The sequence below is a fragment of the Rhodococcus sp. 114MFTsu3.1 genome, from assembly GCF_000383555.1.
GTDB lineage: Bacteria > Actinomycetota > Actinomycetes > Mycobacteriales > Mycobacteriaceae > Rhodococcoides > Rhodococcoides fascians_E.
This window is the reverse complement of record NZ_KB911548.1, coordinates 245,091-265,166: the sequence shown is the minus strand read 5'-3', so window position 1 is coordinate 265,166 and position 20,076 is coordinate 245,091. Positions and strand designations below refer to the sequence as shown.

Genomic DNA, 20,076 nt, shown 5'->3' with positions numbered 1-20,076 from the left:
TGTCCTACGCGGTTTTTCCGGTCATCGACTGGGCGAACGAGTAGTCGCCGGTGGTCGCGACGGACTTCAGAATTTCACTGATCTTGGCGTTGTACCGCGCCACCGAATCCCGTGCGATGTCGGTGCCCGGGTACATGAAGGTCGTCCCGGTCTCGTTCTGGAATCGGTTGATCCACATGTACACCTCGTCGGAACTGCCCTGATTTCCGAAGAGTCCACCGTTGACGCTCGAGACGATGTCCGCGCCGGGCAGCGTACGGACATCGACGTACGAAATCATCGGCGCCGACCACCCGGGTCGGGTTCGAATCCCCGTGTCGGGTGTCACGAGTTCGAGGACGCGGTGGTACGAGACGTCGGACAGTTCCTTTCCTGAGTCGAACGCGCGCTGCGCGACCCCGGCGAGGTGCGAGAACGTCTGGGTCCCCGAGACCGGGAATTGAACGGGGACGAGACTGGAGAACCAGCCGATCGCGCCGAACTCGGCGGGCATGCTCCTCGTGCTCTTCGGAGTCAGGCCGAGGTAGGTGAGGTGGCCGGCCAGTTCGTACTCGGTGATTGCCGCCGCAGCGAAAAGGCCACCGATGAATTTCGCTCCGAACCTGGCACAGGCCTCGTCGAACGCCTCGCCCTCGGCTCGGTCGAAGAGCGGCTGCGTGGCCACCTCGGATCGCGTGTACTTCTCGAGCTCACCGAGGGGAAGCGCGAAGGACGGCAGGTCTCCGCCGTTGGCCTTCACCAGATCGACCCATTGACGCACTTCGGGCGAATCGAGTGTCAGTTCGCCGGATGCGGTGCGTTCGCGGGCGCAGTACTCGAAGTAACTGCCGAGGCAGGGTTGCACGTCCAGCGTCCCGGCAACCGCGTCGGTGTAGAGCGAGCGCAGCTCGAAGAACGTCAGTGCTTGAGATATCCCGTCGGTGTCGAGGTGATCCACCGCTGCGTAGACGGTGAACCCGTCACCGCGGTCGATCACACCGAACGAGAAGCAGTCCCAGGACGTCGGACCGGGTGTCGTGTTCTGTACGTGGACGCGCAGGGCTTCCTCGTCGTCGAATCTGCCGTGCTCGGTCGGTGCGAGCTCGATGTCGTCCGCTGAGGCCTGATGGCGCACGACACCGGTGTCGTCGGTGACGAACCACGTCGAGAACGTGTCGTGTCGTCGGACGAAACCGTTGATCGCGCTATCCATGGCGGCCGGGTCCAGCGGTTCGAAGATGTCGAAGGTGACCAGACATAATCGAGAGAACCGAAAACCCGAGTCGCGATTTCGGTACGCGGACTTCAGGTATTCCTCCTGGATGTGCGACGCGGGTGTCGGGTGCGGCGGCGCAGCATGCACGCGTGCCCTCGACTCGGGTGTCGCGGTCCACGTGGTCACCAGTCCTGGCTGTGGTTTCCAATCGCCGATGAGACCGAAACTGACCACGTGGACCCCTTCTCCCGACAACAAGGTGTATTCGGATGCGCAGCACGAAGCGTGCCGACGCGGGATCCATCATGGTCGTGCAGGCATGACATGGCGACGGTTTCCGGCTTGTGAGACGGCCCAAACATGGCCTGCTCCAACGCCGACTTCTCTCAATTCTCGTCGGTCGACGCGATCGGTGATGCAGTCCGACTTACCATTTCACAAATGTCGCACCGCCCTGCTCTGAAACTGCTCGCCGCGCTCGCGTCGGCGTGCTTGTTGTCCTGCGTTGCGGCTGGAGGTGCGGGCGCAGACCCCGGCGGCGGTGCCGCGGTTGTGTCGAACCGAGTGATCGCGGACCGGACCAGCGTCGTGGACGTCTTCTCTCCCTCGATGGGTAGGCCGATTCCGGTCACGGTGTACCGGGCCGCGAATCCTGAAATCCCTGCTCCTACTCTGTATCTGCTCAACGGTGCCGCCGGTGGAGACGGTGGCAGCAGCTGGTTCGACCGCACGGACATCGCCGGGTTCTTCGGCGACCAGCAGGTCAATGTCGTCGTACCCACCGGGGGTGCGGCAAGTTACTACACCGACTGGTACCGCGACGATCCAGTTCTCGGGCGCAACCAGTGGGCGACCTTCCTCACTCGTGAACTGCCCGCGGTGGTCGACGCGGAGTTTCGTGGCAACGGAACGAACGCGATTGCAGGTATCTCCATGGCGGGAACCTCGGTGTTCCAACTGGCCCTTGCCCATCCGGGCTTCTACACGGCAGCCGCGTCGTACTCCGGGTGTGCCATGACGTCGGATCCGCTGGGGCGTGCGTACGTCAAATCCGTCGTCGAAATGCGCGGTCGGGGAAACACTCTCAACATGTGGGGTCCGGACTCGGATCGGGCGTGGACGGACAACGACCCGTACGTGAACGCGGAGAAGCTGAGAGGAACCGAGCTCTACATCTCCAGCGGTAGCGGACTGCCGGGGCCACTCGACACCATCGACGGGCCGGATGTGAACGGTAGTCCGGGAAAGCTCGTGGAACAGTTGGCCGTCGGAGCCTTGATCGAGTCGGCGACCGACCGGTGTTCGCGCATGATGCAGGCTCGTCTCGATTCTCTGGGGATCCCGGCGAACTACAACTTCCGAGACAACGGCACGCATTCGTGGGGGTACTGGCAGGGCGACCTGCACGATTCCTGGCCACTGCTGGCCCGGTCGCTCGGGGTGGCGTAGATGAGCGACGTCCTGCGCAATTCGTGGCGCGAGGCGCTGTGGTCCGTCGAGGAACTGACGGCCGCGAAACAGGGGAGAACCGTGTCGGTCGTTCTCCCCGCGTTGAACGAGGAGGCGACGGTCGCGGCCGTGGTTCGGTCCATCCTGCCTCTGCTCGGCGGTCTCGTCGACGATCTCCTCGTCCTGGACTCGGGATCCGTCGACGCGACGGCGGCCGAGGCGCGTCGTGCGGGCGCCCGAGTGGTCACCCGCGAACAGGCGGTACCGCATCTGCAACCCCGACCCGGCAAAGGGGAAGTCCTGTGGCGATCACTGGCCGCGACCGATGGAGACCTCGTGGTGTTCGTCGACTCCGACCTACTGGACCCGAACCCTCGGTTCGTGCCGTCACTTCTGGGACCGCTGCTGCTGGACACCGGGGTGCAGTTGGTCAAGGGGTTCTATCGTCGACCGCTCCGAGGCGACGGGATGACGTCCCCGAAAGGCGGTGGGCGAGTGACCGAGATGGTGGCGCGACCCCTGCTGTCGGCTTTGCTACCGGACCTCGCCGGCGTTCTGCAACCGCTGGGCGGCGAGTACGGCGGGACGCGCGAGCTTCTCTCGTCGATACCGTTCGCCCCCGGATACGGCGTCGAGATCGGGATTCTCATCGACACGTATCGGCGCCTGGGCGTCGACTCGATCGGTCAGGTCGGCCTCGGTGTGCGGGAGCATCGCAACCGTCCGACGTCCGAGCTGGCGGTGATGAGCAGGCAGATAATGGCGACGATGTTCGGTCGACTCGGCATCGCGGACTCCGCCGTCGGGCTGACGACGTTCGGCTGCGAAAGCGACCCGTTCCGGGGCGTCACGAGCGACGTCCTGGGACTCGACCGGCCGCCGATGGCCGAGGTGTCCGCGACAGCGAGCAAGGAGATCAGGGCGTCCTGACGCCGCTGCAGAGTTAGGCTCGGTCGGTGAGCGCGCAGCGAGGTTGGACCACGTCGGACATTCCGGATCAGACGGGCAGACGATTCATCGTCACGGGGGCCAACAGCGGACTGGGGGAGGTGACGGCCCGGGCCCTCGGGGCAGCCGGCGCCGACGTGGTGCTCGCCTGCCGCGACACCGGCAGAGGCGACGAGGTCGCGCGCAGCATCGGGCCGCGTGCGCACGTACGTCGACTGGATCTGGCGGACCTGTCGTCGGTGAGGACGTTCGCGCACACCGTCGACACCGTCGACGTGTTGATCAACAATGCGGGCGTGATGGCGTTGCCTGAGCGCCGGACTGCCGACGGGTTCGAGATGCAGTTCGGCACCAACCACCTGGGGCATTTCGCTCTGACGGGGCTGCTGATCGAGAAGATCACCGACTGCGTCGTCACCATGTCCAGCGGCCTGCACCGGATCGGTCGGATCCATCTGGACGATCTGAACTACTCGCGCCGGCCGTATCGTCGGTGGCCGGCGTACGGGCAATCGAAGCTCGCGAACCTGATGTTCGCACTCGACCTCGACAGACGATTGACCACGGCGAATTCAGCGATCAAGTCCGTTGCCGCGCACCCCGGTTACGCGACGACCAACCTGCAGGGCCACACCGAGTCCGTACAGGACGCATTCCTGTCGGTGGGGAACCGAATCGTCGCCCAGTCCGCGGACATGGGTGCTCTCCCCGAGTTGTACGCAGCGACATCACCCGAGGTCACCGGTGGCTTGTACATCGGACCGAGCGGTCGGCAGGAGTTGCGAGGGTATCCGACGATCGTCGCTCCCAGTCGGCCTGCGCGGGACCGCGCCGTTCAGGAGGCGCTGTGGGACAGGTCGGAAAGACTGACCGGAGTGCGCTTTCCCTCTCTCGGGAGTCGGTGACGCCGTGGGGGTGACCGGTATCGGATCGCCCTCCACGGCGCCTGGGCGTCAGATGCTGACGACCATCTTTCCCGTGTTCTCACCGCGGAGCAGCCCGATGAACGCGCGAGGCGCATTCTCCAGACCGTCGACGACGGTTTCGTCCCACTCGACGACGCCGTCGGCGAGCCATCCGGCCATCTTCTCGGAGAACTCTCCCGCGAGGTGGCTGTAGGAACCGACGATGAATCCCTTGAGCGTCAATTCCTTTCCGATGGCGAGGGCAAGGTTGCGCGGCGCGGCGGTCGGCTCGGTGGCGTTGTACTGAGAGATGGCCCCGCACAGTGCAAACCGGCCGTACTTGTTGGCGGACGCAAGTGCTGCTTCGAGGTGATCGCCACCGACGTTGTCGAAGTAGACGTCGATTCCGTCCGGTGCGGCGTCGGCGAGCTGCTTCTTCACCGGTCCGTCGTGGTAGTCGAACGCCGCGTCGAATCCGAGCTCCAGCAAGCGCTTCACCTTCGCCGGTGAGCCTGCGCTGCCGATTACGCGAGCAGCGCCCAGAGCCTTGGCGATCTGCCCGACGAGGGACCCGACCGCGCCTGCCGCGCCCGAGACGAACACGGTGTCGCCCGGCTCGAACTGCGCAACGGCGGTCAGCCCGGAGTACGCGGTCAGACCGGTCATTCCCAGCGCGCCGAGGTACGCCGACGCGTTCGCCTTCGTCAGGTCGACGACACGAGCCGAATCACCGTCGAGGACAGCGAGATCACGCCATCCTTTGCCGTGGGAGACGGCGTCGCCGACGGAGATCGCGCTGTTCTTCGATTCGATCACTTCGCCGACGGCTCCACCGTCGAGAGGTGCGTCGATCTGGAACGGCGGGACGTAGGACTTGACGTCGTTCATTCGTCCGCGCATGTACGGATCCACCGACATGAAGAGGTTGCGTACCAGGATCTGACCGTCCTCCAGGGCGGGCAGTTCGGTGGTCACGGTCCGAAAGTTCTCCGGCGTGGGCTCACCGTGTGGCCTGGATGCGAGATGAATTTCGTTGGACTGCATACGGTATCGCCTCAGTCTTCCGTGACCGTCACGGTCACGTCGATGTTGCCCCGGGTGGCGTTCGAGTACGGGCAGACCTGATGCGCCTTGTCCGCGAGGGCCTGAGCTTCGTCACGTGCCAGGTTGGGGAGGGTCACCTCGAGCGTCACAGCGAGCTGGAAGCCGCCTGCGTCGTTGGGTCCGATGTCGACTCGGGCGCCGACGGCCGAGTCGGTGACGTCGGCCTTGTCCTGGCGAGCGACCATCTGCAGGGCCGAGTGGAAGCACGCGGCGTAACCGGCGGCGAACAACTGCTCCGGGTTGGTGCCGTTGCCGCTTCCTCCCATGGCCTCGGGAATCGCGAGGTCGAGGTCGAGACGGCCGTCGGACGTGCGGGCGTGCCCGTTGCGTCCTTCGCCGGTGGCCAGTGCTTCTGCGGTGTAGATCGTCTTCATTCCGATACGCCTTTCGTGTTGTGCAGCGCGTTGGTCAGTGTGATCAACGAGTCGCGGAGGTGTTCGAGGTCCTGCACGGTCATGCCGGTCTTGCCCGCAAGCTCTTTCGGGATGTCGAGGGCATGACGGCGTCGGTCCTTGCCTTCGTCGGTGAGATGAATCTCTACTCGACGCTCGTCCGACGCCAGGCGTCGACGTTCGATGAGGCCGAGTCCTTCCAGTCTCTTCAGGAGCGGAGACAGTGTGCCGGTGTCGAGATCCAGTTCTGCGCAGATCTCCCGCACTCCGCGCCCGTCCTTCTCCCACAGCACCAGAAGGACGAGGTACTGGGGATATGTCACGCCGAGGCGCTCGAGCATCGGGCGATACACCGCGGTGGTAGCCCGCGATGCGGAGTACAGCGCGAAGCACACCTGACGGTCGAGTGCGAGGTCGTCTGACATAGGAACGAATGTAGTGCACAACTAAGTTGTGCGCAACCTATCGAGGCAAGCACATGGGGAACGCGCACGTTCCCCATCCTGACTGCTTTACCGGGTCAACGTCTCCGTCAGTCCGTCGAGAACGATCGTCGCCGCCGTCGGACCGGCGTTGAGGTACCACGGATCGTCGTCGACGGTCACGATGTGGCCTTCGGTGGACGCGCTCATCCCGGTCCACAGGGGGTTGGTGGTGTACGTCTGCTGCCGGGAACCCGGGCCGTTGTCCTGACTGCCGACGAAAACCCAGTCCGCATCGGCCGATTGGATCTCTTCTTCACTGAAATCCTGTGACGTCTTGTCGAACTGCTGGCTTTCCGGGCGTGCAAGACCTGCATCCCAGGCGATGTAGCCGGCGAACGACGGAACCCCGAACACTCGGGCGCGGTCGGCAGTGAACCGCACGAACGACACGGTGTCGTCGCCGACCTCGTTACCGAGATCCTGTGCACGCGAGACGAAGTTGTCCACGAACGACTGCGCCTGCTCGGTTCGGCCGAGAGCATCCGCGAGCAGCAGGAAATCCTGCTTCCAGTTGACGCCCGTGCCCTCGGTCAACACCGTCGGCGCAATCGCCGACAACGTCTCGTAAATGTCCTCGGACGCAGCCTTGTTCGCGAGAACGAGATCAGGCTCCAGCGCCGCAATGGCCTCGAGGTTGGGGGCCTGCCTGTTCCCGACGTCGACGAACTCCGCCATCTCCGCGCTGAACTGCGGGAATTCACGGCCGACGTAGTCCGGAACCAGGGCTGCTCCGTCACCGTAGGCAACGCCGGTGGGAACGACGCCCAGTGTCAGTACCGCGTCGAGTTGGCCGGTGGCGATGACGACGATTCGCGTGGGCTCGGCCGGTATTTCCGTCGACCCGCCGAAATGAACGACGGTGCGGGGGAAGACACCGTCGTCGACTCCCGGGGAGCCCATCCCGTCGGGAATGCCGGTCGGGCCTGGGGCCTCGACGACCGCCGGTGCCGCGAGAGTCGTCGTCGGTGTGGTGCTCGGGTCGGCGGGGGTCTCGCTCGACCCGCATGCGGTGACGAGTACTGCGGTGGCGAGAAGGGGCAGGAAGATCGGTGCGCGTTTCACGAGGCCTCTGGGTACGAGATCGACAAGATGAGGTAACGCTATCCTGCATCAGCGTCAATAAACAATATCTGTGTCAGATATAGTTCTGTGGCATGAACCACCCCGCCGACGACGTCGCCCGCGGCCTTCTCGAGGTCGCATTCGACCTACGCCGCGTTCTTCGGCTCCACCTGGACATCTCCGGTACCGACGAGACGCTGCCGCTCGCACAAGCCGAAGTCGTCCGAACGATCCTGGCGTTCCCGGACAGTCGGATCGGTGACGTCGCCGCCAGACTGCGACTTCGCCCCAACACCGTCAGCACGCTGGTGCGCACACTGGTCGACAAAGGCCTGATCGACCGGCACCCCGACCCAGCCGACGGCCGAGCCGTCGTGCTCCGGGTGAACGGCGAACGGGCGGCCCGACGCGAACGCCGGGCCGACCGCAGGATCGAGGTACTTTCAGCCGAAATCGCGAAGCTCCCCGCTGCCGAGCGTCGGGCAGTGGAGGACGCCATGCCGATCCTCGCGAAGGTGAACGACGCGCTTCGCCGCTCACCGGAGGATCGAGGTCAGAATTAGCGAACGGCGCGCGGCGCCTCGACGAGATTGCGCAGCGACGCCTCGACCTCGACGGTTCCGCGTGTCTTCAGCCCGCAATCCGGGTCGACCCACAACCTTTCGGCGGGAACCGAATTCAGTGTCGCGTCGATCGAATCGGTTTTGGAGAGCAGGAGGAACATCACCGGGTTCCCTCTTGCGTCGCCGTCCGTGGTCTTCGGGGCTCCTCGCGACCGCTGGGCGAACCAACTGCACGCATGAGCGCAGGTGCCGCGCCCGCCCCCGTGGAGAGGCGTGCTACCGTCTGTTCCATGCAGCGCACGTATTTCTGGTTTAGCAGGCCGGCCCCGGGTGGGTCAGCCAGCGACGCCATGCGCTGAGACCCCACCCCACGAGCCGGATGCAGACCGGCTCGAAGCGTGCGTGGAGCTCTCCGAGGGCCGGTCTGAGAATCGAAAAGGATTTCTCATGACTACAGCTGTCACCCCTACCGATACGTCGTTGGACGATCAGCGCACCATCAGCATCAGCCCGCTGGTGGCGCCGTCGTTGCTGCGACGTGAGCACGCCGCCGACGACGCGGTGTCGTCGACGGTTCGTCGCGGCCGCGCCGGTGTGGTCGACATCCTGAACGGCGCGGACACCCGTCTCATCGTGGTGGTCGGGCCGTGCTCGGTGCACGACACCGAGGCCGCGATGGAGTACGCACGCAAACTCGCCGAGAAGGCGTCCGAGCTGGGCGATCGGTTGCACATCGTCATGCGCGTGTACTTCGAGAAGCCGCGTACGACGCTGGGCTGGAAGGGCCTGATCAACGATCCGCACCTCGACGGCTCGTTCGACATCAATTCCGGTCTGCGCGTGGGGCGTCAGCTGCTGGTGGACATTTCCGCTCTCGGACTGCCGGTCGGGTGCGAATTCCTCGACCCGATCACGCCGCAGTACATCGCGGACCTGGTCAGCTACGGCGCCATCGGTGCTCGCACCGCAGCCAGCCAGGTGCATCGCCAGCTGTGCAGCGCTCTGTCGATGCCCGTCGGGATCAAGAATTCGACGGAAGGCGACATCCAGGTCGCGGTCGACGGTACCCGTGCTGCCGCCTCGAGCCATGTGTTCCCCGGTACCGATCTGGACGGCCAGGCCGCGTTGATTCGCACCACCGGCAACCCGGACTGCCACGTCATCCTGCGCGGCGGCACCGACGGACCGAACTACGACGCAGAATCCGTCGCCGACACGGTCGCGCGTCTGCGGAAGTCGTCGCTACCCGAGCGCGTCGTCATCGACGCCAGTCACGGCAACAGCCGCAAGGACCACAACAAGCAGGTCGACGTGGTCACCGACGTTGCCCGACGCCTCGGCGAGGGTGAGCACGGCATCGTCGGTGTCATGCTCGAGAGCTTCCTCGTCGCAGGCCGTCAGGATCTGACGCTCGGACGCAAGGAGGACCTGACCTACGGCCAGTCCATCACCGACGCGTGCCTCGATTGGGACACCACTGCAGCACAACTCGATGTGTTGGCTGCCGCCGTCGAGACTCGCCGCGGTTAGCGGACACCGCGCGGCCGGAACTGCACGCTGATGCGTGGTCCGGTCGCGCGGGTGCTCTTGGGGACGGCGTGCTCCCAGGTGCGCTGACACGAGCCGCCCATGACGATCAGATCGCCATGTCCCAGTGTGAATTTCAGTGATGTGCCGCCTCCACGGGGGCGCAGCATCAGTTGCCTGGTGGCGCCGAGCGAGACGATGGCGACCATCGTGTCCTCGGTGGCGCTGCGGCCGATGTTGTCGCCGTGCCACGCCACACTGTCGGATCCGTCTCTGTAATAACACAATCCGGCCGTCGCGAACGTCTCGCCCAGTTCCCGGCCGTAGTGTGCGTCGAGTGCGTTCTTGGCTTCGTCCAACGCCGGATCCGGCCACGGCTCGGATTCCGAATAGAACCGGACCAGGCGAGGCACGTCGACCACGCGGTCGTACATCCGACGCCGCTCCGACCGCCAGTCCACCGCGTCGACGAGGCGGTCGAACAGATCGATCGAGCCTGCCCATCCCGGCCTCACGTCCACCCATGCGCCGTTCGACAGTGCCCGCCTGCTCACGGTCGATCCGAGAGGACCGAACCGCTCCTCGTCGTCGGTGAACAGCGAGCCCTGAAGTTCCACGCTCATCACCTCAGCGTAGCTGCATTCGAACGTATGTTCCACCTATACGCGAGTGGATGTTACGAGGTTAGGTGACCCTTCCCAGCGTGCTACTTTAGTGAACCTAAACCAACTCTCGGAGGGTTCTGTCGATGTACATAGGGTCGCCGACGCGTCGTATCACCGCGTTCCTCGTTGCTGCTTCGATGGCAACGGCGCTGGTCGGATGCAGTACCGACTCCGGTGACTCTGCGGCCGACACCGAGACGTCCGCAGCGACCGGGTCGGCCGCGGCGGCGGGTTCGTTTCCTGTCACCATCGACTCCGCTCTCGGAAGCGCCACCATCGACTCGGCCCCGACTCGCGTTGCCACCTGGGGTTGGTCCAACCAGGATGCTCTCCTGGCCTTGGGCGTGGTGCCGGTCGCAATGCCGGCATTCGTCGGTGAAAGCTACGGCGCCGACGCCGAGGGCGTGCTGCCGTGGGATCGAACCGCTCTCGGTGAACTCGGCGCCGCGACTCCCACATTGTTGGCTGGAGACGGCACCGGCCAAGCCCCGATCGAACAGTTCGCCCTGGCCGAACCCGACCTGATCTTCGCGCCCTACTCCGGCATGAGCCAGGCCGAGTTCGACGCGCTGTCCGAGATCGCGCCCGTCGTCGCGTATCCGGAGCGACAGTGGACCGCGTCGTGGCAAGAGCAGGTGACGATTGCAGGCGAGGCCCTGGGCAAGCAGGACGAAGCGGCCGCGGTCGTCGCGGATACGGAGAAGAACATCGCGGAGGTCGCGGCGAAATACCCCGCGCTGAAGGGCAAGTCGATCACGGTCGCCCTGCCGAACGTGCCCGGTGTGTTCTCGGTGAGCAAGGACGACGACGTGCGAGTGGAGTTCCTCGAGCAACTCGGTCTGGTCAACGAGGAGTCGATTCAGCAGTCCGATCCCACCGACGACGCCGAGGCCGTGTACTTCGACCTCAGTTACGAGAAGGCGTCGGCGATCGCATCGGACGTCCTCTTCGTCGTCGCGTACGACAAGCCGTCCCTGGCCGCGTTCCTGGCGGAACCGGTCATCGCCGAGCTTCCCGTCGTCGCCGATGGACGAACCGCTTCGACCGAAAGCTTCTCGGTGGAGAAGAACTTCGCGTTCGGTGGACTCACCGTGCTGACCATTCCCGTCGTCCTGGACGATATTGCGTCTGCGTTGAACGCTGCTGCGGAGAACGTCGACTGACCGACGTATGCGTGTCGGTGCATCGGCCTATCGTGTGCACATGGGATACGAATTTCAGGTCACGGTGGACAGTGGGAAACCTCATGAGCAGGCGAAATGGTGGGCATCCGCGCTCGGGTGGGTCGTCGAACCCACCGATGGTGCGTTCATCGAGGGCCTGATCGCGGCGGGTCACGCCAGGCAGGAGGACACCGTGGTGTTCGAGGGCGACCTGGTCTGGAAGATCGGCGCGGCGATCTTCGATCCGGACACTCCTGGAACCCCGCGTGTTCTCTTCCAACTCGTGCCCGAGCCGAAGACGGTCAAGAACCGTCTTCACTTCGACATCAGGGTCGGCGACGAACGCGAGGCCATCGCCCAGAAGCTGGTCGACGCCGGGGCCTCGGTCTCGCACCGCGGTCAGGTCGGTCCGAGCACGTGGATCACCATGACCGATCCCGAGGGAAACGAGTTCTGCGTGTCCTGACCGGGACGGGGTGTCAGCGGTAGGCACCGGGGGTCTGTCCTGTCCAGCGCTTGAAGGCTCGGCGGAATGCGGACGGTTCGGAAAAGCCCAGTCTGTTGGAGATGTCGTCCACCGAGTCGCCGCGGCTCAGACCGGAGACGGCGGCGTCTCGTAGGACTTCCTCACGAATCTGGTTGACGGACGTGCCTTCTTGTCGCAGGAGTCGACGTAGATGGGCGGTGCTGACGGACAACATGTCCGCGATGTCGTCGGTGCCGGGTGCTTGACCCTGCAGGCCGAGTTCGAGTGCACGTCGGACTTGGGCGGATGCAGTGCTGTCGTAGTCGCGGGCCGTGAACAGGAGGTTGGGGGATTCGCGGAGATACTCGGCGAGAGTGTCCTCCGTTTGCACGATGGGTGCTCGCATCGCGGAGTTGTCGAACTCCAGAGCGGCTACGTCCGCTCCGAAAGTGACTCTCGTACCGAACATTCGGTCGTAGAGCTTCCCCGTGGACGGATCGTCGAGGTCGTAGGGGAGTTCGACGGAATGCAGTTTGACTCGTCCTCCGATGAGCCATGCAGCGAAGCGGTGCACCAGAACCATCCGAAAGTCGGTGAGCAATCTGCCGGCAGCAGCCCTCGCATGCTCGGGTAGGTGGCTGTTGTCGGCGGGCGGGATGGTCAGCCGCGTCGCCCCGTCGTCGCCGGTGATCAGCATCGGGGGCATTCCCGACAGAACACGGGTCGTCTCGGACATGCGGTTGAGTGCGGCGGAAAGGTCGGGACAGTGGATCAGCGTCAGACAGATGACCCGAAAACTTCCGCGCCGCATCGGCGTCGACGCAAGTCCGAACAGTTCGTCACCGGTGACCTGCCATGCCGCCTGGGTGAACAGGGTGACCTGCTCGGCGGTCAGCCGGTTGCTCGGATCGTGCAGCGAAGACCGGTCGATTCCGGCGATGGTCATGGGGTAGGACAGGTCGACGCCACCGCTCTCGGCGAGCACGACAGCCTTGGCGATGAACTCGGCAGGAATCGTACGGGCACTCATGGGATCACAGCGTGAGTAGCCTGGAGGCGGCGTCGGCGAGCACGTCGTCCTTCTTGCAGAAGGCGAACCGTACGAGCGTCGTCCAGTTGCTCGGGCCGGAGGCGGGCGTCGGATCGTCGACGAAGGCGCTGACCGGAACGGCCGCGACTCCGATTCTCTCCGGCAGGGTTCGGCAGAACTGCAGGGCGTCGACTCCGCCCACCGACGAGATGTCCGCGCACACGAAATAGGTTCCGTCGCTTGCCTTCACGTCGAGACCGGCGTCGGCGAGCGCGGAGGACAGTACATCTCGTTTGGCCTGCAGGGACGTACGTAGATTCTCCACCCACGCGTCCTCGTGATTCAACGCATGCGCGACGGCAGGCTGGAACGGAGTTCCGCCGACGAAGGTCATGAACTGTTTGGCCGCGCGTACTGCATCGATGAGCTCACGTGGTCCCAAGGCCCAGCCGGTTTTCCAGCCGGTGGCGTTGAAGGTCTTTGCGGCACTGGACACGGTGACCGTGCGCTGGAACATTCCAGGGAGAGACGCGAGTGATACGTGGGTGGATCTCGCCGATCGACCGGACGAGTCGGGGGAGTCGAAGGTCAGTCGTTCGTAGACCTCGTCGGTCAGGACCAGAAGGTCGTGCTCACAGGCGATGTCGGCGATTCGCGTCAGCTCGGCGTGTGTGAGCACGGTCCCGGTGGGGTTGTGCGGTGTGTTGACCACGAGGAGTTTCGTGTTCGGGCCGATCGCTGCGGCCAGGGCATCGGTGTCGAGCGCGAATCCGTTGCCGTCCGGGACCAGCGAGACGGCCTTGCGTCGTGCCCCGGCCAGTGCGATGGCAGCTGCGTAGGAGTCGTAGTACGGCTCGATGAGCAGAACCTCTTCGCCGGGTTCGACCAGTCCGAGAATGGTGGCTGCGATGCCTTCGGTGGCGCCGACGGTGATCAGCACTTCCGTTGCCGGGTCGTACTCGATGCCCAGACGGCGCTTTCTGTCCGCGACGACGGCGTCGCGCAGAACGGGCAACCCCGGCCCGGGTGAGTATTGGTTGAAGCCGTCGGCGATGGCGCCCCTCGCGGCGTCGAGCATCGACGCGGGTCCGTCGGTGTCGGGGAAACCCTGGCCGAGGTTGACGGCACCGGTGGACACGGCGAGCGCCGTCATTTCGGCGAAGATGGTGGATCCGAACGGGCGTAGGCGCTCGACGGTTCGGCTCTGATACTCCGCGGACATTCCTGCAGCGTAGCTGGTGTCACATTTCGGGCATCGTGGTCGTCCGTCATCGGCGGTGTCGGTCGAGGAGTGTGATTCCTACTGGATCGGTAGGATTCCGGTCATGCGATTCGGACTCTTCATTCCTCAAGGCTGGCGACTCGACCTGGTCGGTATCGATCCTGCGGCGCAGTGGGACGTGATGCGGAACCTCGCATCCGCCGCCGACGCCGGACCGTGGGAATCATTGTGGGTGTACGACCATTTCCATACCGTCCCCGAGCCGACGGACGAGGCGACGCACGAGGCCTGGACTCTGATGTCCGCGTTCGCGGCGACGACGTCGCGCATCCGTCTGGGGCAGATGTGCACGTCGATGGCGTACCGCAATCCCGCGTATCTGGCGAAAGTTGCGGCGACGGTGGATCTGATCTCGGCCGGCCGCGTCGAAATGGGTATCGGTGCCGGCTGGTACGAGCACGAGTGGCGGGCATACGGATACGGCTTCCCTCCCGCCGGGCAGCGTCTTGGCGCACTCGAGGAGGGTGTGCAGATCTTCAAGCAGGCCTGGGAAACCGGTGAGGCGACGCTCGACGGCAAGTACTTCCAGGTCGATGGCGCTCGGGTGTGGCCCAAGCCGGTCCAGGAAGGCGGCATCCCTCTGTGGATCGCCGGCGGCGGCGAGAAGGTCACGCTGAAGATCGCGGCGAAGTACGCCGACTACACCAACTTCGACGGCACCCCGGAGGGATTCACGCGTAAGTCGGAGTTGCTGAAGGGGCACTGCGACGCGGTCGGACGCGATTTCGACTCGATCGTGCGCTCGTCCAACTACAACGTCGCGATCGGGACCACGGAAGCAGAAGTGAAGGACAGGCTGGACCGGCTTCAGGCGCGTCTGACGCAGTACGTGGGGGCCGAGAAGGCGGACGCGGCGCTCGACGCGTTCCGTGGTCTTCCCGGTGTCGGCACGCCGGAGCAGATCGTCGAGAATTTGACGGCGCTGAAGGAGAAGGGGCTCGCGTACGGCATCTTCTATTTCCCGGAAGCCGCCTACGACCGTTCCGGCATCGAACTGTTCGAGCGCGAGGTCATTCCGGCCCTGTCGTGATCGGTGGTGCGCTACCGCAGTTCGTCGGGCAAGTCGTGCGGATCCACCAGGAGTTGCTGGTTGTCGGATTGACGGACCTTGGGGGACAGACCGATGTTGGCGACCAGCAGAGCCCATTCCGCTTCGCTGATCTCCGCGGTAGCGCGCTCGATCACCGATGCGTCCGTGGTGCCCCAGGCGATGGGCATCGGGGCGACCATCTGCCAGGTGTCGCTGATCGCGTTCTTGCTTCGATCCGACAGGACCGAGATCGACGGAACCAGTTCCCCTTCGACCAGTTCGTGGCCGGGCAGCGATCGGATGCTGCGTGTGACGAGGGCGTAGTGCGACGCGTCCGCGTCGGGCTTGGCGATGTCGATCAGCGCCAGCAGGGTGACGCCGCGTGCACGCGTCTCCGCGATGACGGCGGGCACCAGCCCGCCTTCGGCATAAAGGTCCTCGACGGTGCCGACCTTGCGCGGCGCCCAGACGGTCACCCACAGCGACGTCGCCGCCGTGATCAGGAACACCGCGCCCAGAATGTAGGACCACGGGTGCGCCAACCAGAAGAACCACGCGGCGGCGGCGATCAGCACGACGGCGGTGACGACGGCGGAGACACGGAGCCGCCGGACGTCGCCCATGGTCTCGTTCACCGAGTTGGCGTGGGCAACGTCTACGGGAAAATCGAATCGGCGCACCTGCCCATTATTAGCACGCCGGCAGCTCAGATCGCAGGCCCCAGCATGTCGTCGGCGTCGGTGATGCGATAGGCGTACCCCTGCTCGGCGAGGAATCGTTGCCTGTGCGCAGCATATTCGGCGTCGAGGGTGTCCCGGGACACGACGGAGTAGAAATGCGCCTGTCCGCCATCGTGTTTCGGCCGAAGGAGGCGTCCGAGGCGCTGTGCTTCCTCCTGACGTGATCCGAAGGTTCCTGAAACCTGCACGGCCACAGATGCTTCCGGGAGGTCGATGGAGAAGTTCGCGACCTTGCTGACCACCAGGGTCTGAATCTCGCCCTTGCGGAACGCGTCGAAGAGGATTTCTCGTTCCTTGTTCTTGGTCGACCCCTGGATGACCGGGGCGTTCAGTGCCTCACCCAATTCGTCGAGCTGATCGAGGTACGCCCCGATCACCAACGTCGGCGCGTCCTCGTGCTTCGCCAGAATGGATTTCACCACGGCGATCTTGGTGTGCGCCGTCGAGCACAGTTTGTATCGCTCCTCCGGTTCCGACACCGCGTACGCCATGCGTTCGGCATCGGTCAGCGTGACGCGAACCTCGATGCATTCGGCGGGCGCGATCCAGCCCTGCGCCTCGATGTCCTTCCACGGAGCGTCGTATCGCTTGGGGCCGATGAGCGAGAACACGTCGCCCTCGCGGCCGTCCTCACGGACCAGGGTCGCGGTCAGGCCGAGGCGACGCCGCGACTGCAGATCGGCCGTCATGCGGAACACCGGCGCCGGAAGCAGGTGGACCTCGTCGTAGATGACCAGACCCCAGTCGCGCGAGTCGAACAGCTCGAGGTGCTTGTACTCGCCCTTGGTGCGACGAGTGATGACCTGGTAGGTGGCGATGGTCACAGGGCGAATTTCCTTGCGCTCGCCCGAGTACTCACCGATCTCTTCCTCGGTGAGCGAGGTACGCGCGATCAGCTCGCGCTTCCACTGGCGGCCCGCGACGGTGTTGGTGACGAGAATCAGCGTCGTGGCCTTGGCCTTGGCCATCGCGGCGGCACCGACCATTGTCTTGCCTGCGCCACAGGGGAGGACGACGACGCCCGAGCCGCCGGCCCAGAACGAATCCGCGGCCATCTCCTGGTAGTCGCGCAGCGACCAATGGCCGCCCTCCTGATCCAGATCGATCGGGTGCGCTTCGCCGTCGACGTACCCGGCGAGGTCTTCCGCGGGCCAGCCGATCTTCAGCAGCATCTGCTTGAGATGCCCGCGCTCGCTCGGGTGAACGATGACCGTGTCCTCGTCGACCTTGGCGCCGAGCATCGGCGCAATCTTCTTGTGCCGCATGACCTCGGTGAGGACGGCACGGTCCAGGCTGATGAGCGAGAGTCCGTGGACCGGGCTCTTCACCAGCTGAAGGCGTCCGTACCGTGCCATCGTGTCGACGATGTCCACCAGCAACGGTTGAGGCACGGCGTAGCGCGAGTAGTTGACGAGTGCGTCGACGACCTGCTCCGCATCGTGGCCGGCCGCACGCGCGTTCCACAGTGCGAGCGGGGTGATGCGATAGGTGTGCACATGCTCGGGCGCTCGTTCGAGCTCCGCGAACGGAGCGATGGCGCCGCGCGCTTCACCGGCTTGCGGGTGGTCGATTTCCAGCAGCAGAGTCTTGTCGGACTGGACGATCAAAGGCCCATCGGTCACGTGTTCCTCCTACAGAACTCTTCGGCGCAACGCGCCTGATGCGCATCGAAAATGCGCAACTGTTCCATTGTCCACATAACGTGCCGTCCGCGCATGTGAGCGGAACTGCATTGCCGCTCACGTCAGTCGACGAGAGCCACCGAGGTGATGCGATGCAGGGTGAAGCGACGTACTTCACCGGTCGCGGGATCGAATGCCTCGAGCAGACCACCGCCCATCGCGACCGGATCGACGACGCGTCTCGACGCGGTGCCCTGGGCGTCGACGTAGCCGATCGTGACGCTTCGCCGCACCTGCAGTGCGGTCTGGAGCAGGGCGAGCGTCGCGGTTCCGGTTGCGCGGGTGCCGTCGGAACGCACGGTGTGACCGCTCGCCCGGGAGGCGCGTTCGCCCGCTCGCAGTTCGGTGACGAGCCGGGCGAGTTGCTCGTCGGTGGGTACGGCCGGGCTGCGGAACTGGGCTCGGGTTCTGCGGACCGGGACCCGCGCACCGCGGCTGCGGAGGTCGACGATGGCGCCGTTGGAATCCTCGCCTGCGGGTGCAAGCCCCGCCGCGGTGAGGACGTTCATGACTTCGGCCAGGGGCGCTTGCGAGATGGCGACCGTCGGAGCGAGCGCGCGGAGCGCCAGTTGTTCGCTCGCCGGGGAGGCCAGAACCTCGGCGAGCAGAGCCGGATCCTCGCACCGGACGAACGATGAGGCCACACCGGCCCGGAGTCGTCCGTGGCGCCGGGCGACGTCGTCGATCAGGTAGCTCAGTCCCTGCGGAACCGGGGTACGGGAGTGTGTGGTGAACAGACTGTGCAACTCGGCCGCGCTCATGCCCACGTCGAGAGCTCGGCGCAGACTGTCCTCGGTGATCCGGTACATCGTCGCCGCGCCTGCCGACTCGACGTCGGCCACGAGCTCGATCCGGTCGTTCAGATCAGGTTCGAGAGGTCCCGGTGCCACCAGGGTGAGGTCGGCCTGGAGGAGGATGTAGTCGATCGGTTTCGGAAGAACGGACCGCATGGCGGCTTCGGCGTCGCCGCCGTGCAACAACGCTTTGCCCGGTGACGACAGCGCACCGCGGGCGACGATGCCGAGGGTCGTGGCTTCGTCGATCATCTTCTGCGTCGGGCGCATCGCGAACCTGGCCGCTGCCCGTGGACGTCGCCAGCCGAGTCCGCGCGAGACGTCGGCGGGCGTCACCGAGTTTCCGGCGCCCAGATCGGCCAGGTACTCGAGGATCGTACGACGGTCGCGCGGGGCCGCAGGCGAGCGAACTTCCTCGGACAGCGCGGCGACGGGTTTGTCGTTGGAATCGCGCATACCGATGAGCCAGGGGGCACGCTGCAGATCGAGCCACGCCGACGCCAGGGCGTGCCAGCGCGCGGCAGGCGTTGCCGTCGTCCAGGCGTCGACGGCGGAGGTGGGCGCCCAGTAGTCGTCGCCGGAGTCGTTCGACGGAAGGGGATCGGGGGTGCCGCTGGAGATCAAGCCCGCGGCCGCGAGGAGTTCGACGAGCAGTCCCACCTGGTTCTCGTCGAGACCCGTCGCTTTGGTGATGCGTTTGAGTTCTCGGATGCCGAGACCGCCGGCCTTCAGCGCCGGGGCGGGTGCGACCGCCAAGGACTCGATGATCGCCGCGCAGTGCCTGATCAGCTCGAGCGATTCGCCCGCCGCCGCGGCGTCGACGTCGGCTGCCGTGTACTTGGTCGTCGCCGGCTTGGGTGGAGTCAGCGAGGTGGGATCGGAGATCGGCTCGCCGCGCAGCGCCTGACCCACCTGATGCGGAAGCTCGACCGTCTGCTCGTCCAGCCACGTCAGCAGCCCGGCGCGCAGCAGCTTCTGGACCGGACGGTCCGGCGACGTGCCCGGCGCGGCATCGCGGGTCCGACCGACGGGAGAAGACCTCGCGAGAGTGTCGAGCAGGCCACGTTCGCTCGATTCGATACCGGCGAGCGCTTCGGTGACGCGCTCGGGCGTGAGTGAGTCGTCTGCGTCCAGGATGCGGCCGATTCGCCATGGCACGGCGTCCGGTGCCGCGGGAGCCATCCGAAGGGTTCGAGTGCCCCAGACCAGAGCGCGTTCCCGCAGCGCCGTCAGCGCACGATCGACGGCTTTGGCGGTGGCGCGCTTGTCGATCACGTCGTCGAGACGCGCACGAGTCACCGGCAGATCACCCGCACCCTCGATCGAGAGAAGCTCGAGAATCGTCAGCGCGAGGGTGTCGAGTGAGTCGGCACTACGGAGAATCGACGCGCGCTGCTCGGCGCGGCCGGCGAGAACACCGATGGTCGACGGCGGTGGCACCGTCAGGTCCGGACGCAGCGTGAGAAAGCCGACGAGTTCGGAATCGGAGCGGGACTCCAGCCACGTGGCGAGGTCCGGTGGCGCTGCTTTATCGGTCATCACGTATCAGATTAGTGACCTGGGCTGGTGTATGCCGCAGCGCAGGTGTCAAAAT

19 protein-coding genes and 1 pseudogene are annotated in these 20,076 nt (G+C 65.3%); 8 read left to right on the top strand and 12 right to left on the bottom strand.

The window, feature by feature from the left end; genetic code table 11:
* Nucleotides 1–4: 4 nt before the first annotated feature.
* A complete protein-coding gene (locus H292_RS0111580; protein ID WP_020111534.1) occupies nucleotides 5–1,429 on the bottom strand; it encodes a condensation domain-containing protein in 1,425 nt (474 codons plus the stop codon).
* Nucleotides 1,430–1,636: 207 nt separating this feature from the next.
* Between H292_RS0111580 and H292_RS0111575 the strand changes: the two genes are divergently transcribed.
* From H292_RS0111575 to H292_RS0111565, 3 genes are read left to right on the top strand one after another with little or no spacing between them, the layout of a single operon-like run.
* Entirely contained in the window at nucleotides 1,637–2,644 is a 1,008-nt protein-coding gene (locus H292_RS0111575; protein ID WP_020111533.1) for an alpha/beta hydrolase, read from the top strand.
* A complete protein-coding gene (locus tag H292_RS0111570) occupies nucleotides 2,645–3,574 on the top strand; it encodes a glucosyl-3-phosphoglycerate synthase (protein ID WP_020111532.1) in 930 nt (309 codons plus the stop codon). It abuts the gene before it with no gap.
* A 26-nt stretch (nucleotides 3,575–3,600) separates the two neighbouring features.
* On the top strand, nucleotides 3,601–4,497 hold the full coding sequence (locus H292_RS0111565; RefSeq protein ID WP_020111531.1) for an oxidoreductase: 897 nt from the start codon (nucleotides 3,601–3,603) through the stop codon (nucleotides 4,495–4,497).
* Between the two features lie 48 nt (nucleotides 4,498–4,545).
* Here H292_RS0111565 and H292_RS0111560 read toward each other — a convergent pair whose 3' ends face one another.
* The 4 genes from H292_RS0111560 to H292_RS0111545 form a co-directional block, all read right to left on the bottom strand.
* Nucleotides 4,546–5,541, bottom strand: a complete 996-nt coding sequence (locus H292_RS0111560) for an NADP-dependent oxidoreductase (RefSeq protein ID WP_019667324.1) — start codon at nucleotides 5,539–5,541, stop codon at nucleotides 4,546–4,548.
* Between the two features lie 11 nt (nucleotides 5,542–5,552).
* Nucleotides 5,553–5,975: an organic hydroperoxide resistance protein gene (locus H292_RS0111555; protein WP_019667323.1), complete on the bottom strand. Its 423-nt coding sequence runs from the start codon at nucleotides 5,973–5,975 to the stop codon at nucleotides 5,553–5,555.
* Nucleotides 5,972–6,418, bottom strand: coding sequence for a MarR family winged helix-turn-helix transcriptional regulator (locus H292_RS0111550; RefSeq protein WP_019667322.1), 447 nt, complete (start codon nucleotides 6,416–6,418; stop codon nucleotides 5,972–5,974). The genes H292_RS0111555 and H292_RS0111550 overlap by 4 nt, the downstream gene beginning before the upstream one ends.
* An 87-nt stretch (nucleotides 6,419–6,505) precedes the next feature.
* Entirely contained in the window at nucleotides 6,506–7,540 is a 1,035-nt protein-coding gene (locus tag H292_RS0111545) for an ABC transporter substrate-binding protein (protein ID WP_020111530.1), read from the bottom strand.
* A gap of 92 nt (nucleotides 7,541–7,632) precedes the next feature.
* Here H292_RS0111545 and H292_RS0111540 point away from each other — a divergent pair, with 92 nt between their 5' ends.
* Entirely contained in the window at nucleotides 7,633–8,103 is a 471-nt protein-coding gene (locus tag H292_RS0111540) for a MarR family winged helix-turn-helix transcriptional regulator (protein ID WP_020111529.1), read from the top strand.
* Here H292_RS0111540 and H292_RS0111535 read toward each other — a convergent pair.
* Nucleotides 8,100–8,237: pseudogene (locus H292_RS0111535) on the bottom strand (hypothetical protein); the annotation flags it as partial. The gene H292_RS0111540 and the pseudogene H292_RS0111535 sit on opposite strands and share 4 nt — an antisense overlap.
* A 313-nt stretch (nucleotides 8,238–8,550) precedes the next feature.
* Here H292_RS0111535 and H292_RS0111530 point away from each other — a divergent pair.
* On the top strand, nucleotides 8,551–9,633 hold the full coding sequence (locus H292_RS0111530) for a 3-deoxy-7-phosphoheptulonate synthase (RefSeq protein ID WP_020111527.1): 1,083 nt from the start codon (nucleotides 8,551–8,553) through the stop codon (nucleotides 9,631–9,633).
* Here H292_RS0111530 and H292_RS0111525 read toward each other — a convergent pair.
* Nucleotides 9,630–10,253 carry an alpha-ketoglutarate-dependent dioxygenase AlkB gene (locus H292_RS0111525; RefSeq protein WP_019667317.1) on the bottom strand — a complete coding sequence of 208 codons (624 nt, stop codon included), beginning with the start codon at nucleotides 10,251–10,253 and terminating at the stop codon, nucleotides 9,630–9,632. The two genes, H292_RS0111530 and H292_RS0111525, sit on opposite strands and share 4 nt — an antisense overlap.
* A gap of 125 nt (nucleotides 10,254–10,378) precedes the next feature.
* On the opposite strand from H292_RS0111525, the gene H292_RS0111520 reads away from it, so the two are divergent.
* Together H292_RS0111520 and H292_RS0111515 are read left to right on the top strand one after the other, a co-directional pair.
* The gene (locus tag H292_RS0111520) at nucleotides 10,379–11,458 is read left to right on the top strand and encodes an iron-siderophore ABC transporter substrate-binding protein (protein ID WP_020111526.1); all 1,080 of its coding nucleotides are present in this window, start codon (nucleotides 10,379–10,381) and stop codon (nucleotides 11,456–11,458) included.
* Nucleotides 11,459–11,498: 40 nt separating this feature from the next.
* Nucleotides 11,499–11,924, top strand: a complete 426-nt coding sequence (locus H292_RS0111515; RefSeq protein ID WP_026348168.1) for a VOC family protein — start codon at nucleotides 11,499–11,501, stop codon at nucleotides 11,922–11,924.
* Between the two features lie 13 nt (nucleotides 11,925–11,937).
* Here the strand turns inward: H292_RS0111515 and H292_RS0111510 are convergent, their stop codons facing one another.
* A complete protein-coding gene (locus tag H292_RS0111510) occupies nucleotides 11,938–12,954 on the bottom strand; it encodes an AraC family transcriptional regulator (protein ID WP_019667314.1) in 1,017 nt (338 codons plus the stop codon).
* A gap of 4 nt (nucleotides 12,955–12,958) precedes the next feature.
* Nucleotides 12,959–14,176: a pyridoxal phosphate-dependent aminotransferase gene (locus H292_RS0111505; protein ID WP_020111525.1), complete on the bottom strand. Its 1,218-nt coding sequence runs from the start codon at nucleotides 14,174–14,176 to the stop codon at nucleotides 12,959–12,961.
* Between the two features lie 103 nt (nucleotides 14,177–14,279).
* Between H292_RS0111505 and H292_RS0111500 the strand changes: the two genes are divergently transcribed.
* Nucleotides 14,280–15,266 (top strand): LLM class F420-dependent oxidoreductase, encoded by a 987-nt coding sequence (locus H292_RS0111500; protein ID WP_026348167.1) that lies wholly within the window; start codon nucleotides 14,280–14,282, stop codon nucleotides 15,264–15,266.
* A gap of 11 nt (nucleotides 15,267–15,277) precedes the next feature.
* Here the strand turns inward: H292_RS0111500 and H292_RS0111495 are convergent, their stop codons facing one another.
* The 3 genes from H292_RS0111495 to H292_RS0111485 form a co-directional block, all read right to left on the bottom strand.
* Entirely contained in the window at nucleotides 15,278–15,946 is a 669-nt protein-coding gene (locus H292_RS0111495) for a DUF3239 domain-containing protein (protein WP_026348166.1), read from the bottom strand.
* A 26-nt stretch (nucleotides 15,947–15,972) separates the two neighbouring features.
* Nucleotides 15,973–17,628: a DNA repair helicase XPB gene (locus H292_RS0111490; RefSeq protein WP_026348165.1), complete on the bottom strand. Its 1,656-nt coding sequence runs from the start codon at nucleotides 17,626–17,628 to the stop codon at nucleotides 15,973–15,975.
* A 122-nt stretch (nucleotides 17,629–17,750) separates the two neighbouring features.
* Nucleotides 17,751–20,021, bottom strand: a complete 2,271-nt coding sequence (locus H292_RS0111485) for a helicase-associated domain-containing protein (protein WP_020111524.1) — start codon at nucleotides 20,019–20,021, stop codon at nucleotides 17,751–17,753.
* Nucleotides 20,022–20,076 lie beyond the last annotated feature (55 nt).

What these genes read in the sequence shown, in the direction of transcription:
- H292_RS0111575 (WP_020111533.1), top strand. Translation starts at nt 1,637, where the DNA reads ATGTCGCACCGCCCTGCTCTGAAACTGCTCGCCGCGCTCGCGTCGGCG.
- H292_RS0111570 (WP_020111532.1), top strand. Translation starts at nt 2,645, where the DNA reads ATGAGCGACGTCCTGCGCAATTCGTGGCGCGAGGCGCTGTGGTCCGTC.
- H292_RS0111560 (WP_019667324.1), bottom strand. Translation starts at nt 5,541, where the DNA reads ATGCAGTCCAACGAAATTCATCTCGCATCCAGGCCACACGGTGAGCCC.
- H292_RS0111555 (WP_019667323.1), bottom strand. Translation starts at nt 5,975, where the DNA reads ATGAAGACGATCTACACCGCAGAAGCACTGGCCACCGGCGAAGGACGC.
- H292_RS0111550 (WP_019667322.1), bottom strand. Translation starts at nt 6,418, where the DNA reads ATGTCAGACGACCTCGCACTCGACCGTCAGGTGTGCTTCGCGCTGTAC.
- H292_RS0111540 (WP_020111529.1), top strand. Translation starts at nt 7,633, where the DNA reads ATGAACCACCCCGCCGACGACGTCGCCCGCGGCCTTCTCGAGGTCGCA.
- H292_RS0111530 (WP_020111527.1), top strand. Translation starts at nt 8,551, where the DNA reads ATGACTACAGCTGTCACCCCTACCGATACGTCGTTGGACGATCAGCGC.
- H292_RS0111525 (WP_019667317.1), bottom strand. Translation starts at nt 10,253, where the DNA reads ATGAGCGTGGAACTTCAGGGCTCGCTGTTCACCGACGACGAGGAGCGG.
- H292_RS0111520 (WP_020111526.1), top strand. Translation starts at nt 10,379, where the DNA reads ATGTACATAGGGTCGCCGACGCGTCGTATCACCGCGTTCCTCGTTGCT.
- H292_RS0111515 (WP_026348168.1), top strand. Translation starts at nt 11,499, where the DNA reads ATGGGATACGAATTTCAGGTCACGGTGGACAGTGGGAAACCTCATGAG.
- H292_RS0111510 (WP_019667314.1), bottom strand. Translation starts at nt 12,954, where the DNA reads ATGAGTGCCCGTACGATTCCTGCCGAGTTCATCGCCAAGGCTGTCGTG.
- H292_RS0111505 (WP_020111525.1), bottom strand. Translation starts at nt 14,176, where the DNA reads ATGTCCGCGGAGTATCAGAGCCGAACCGTCGAGCGCCTACGCCCGTTC.
- H292_RS0111500 (WP_026348167.1), top strand. Translation starts at nt 14,280, where the DNA reads ATGCGATTCGGACTCTTCATTCCTCAAGGCTGGCGACTCGACCTGGTC.
- H292_RS0111485 (WP_020111524.1), bottom strand. Translation starts at nt 20,021, where the DNA reads ATGACCGATAAAGCAGCGCCACCGGACCTCGCCACGTGGCTGGAGTCC.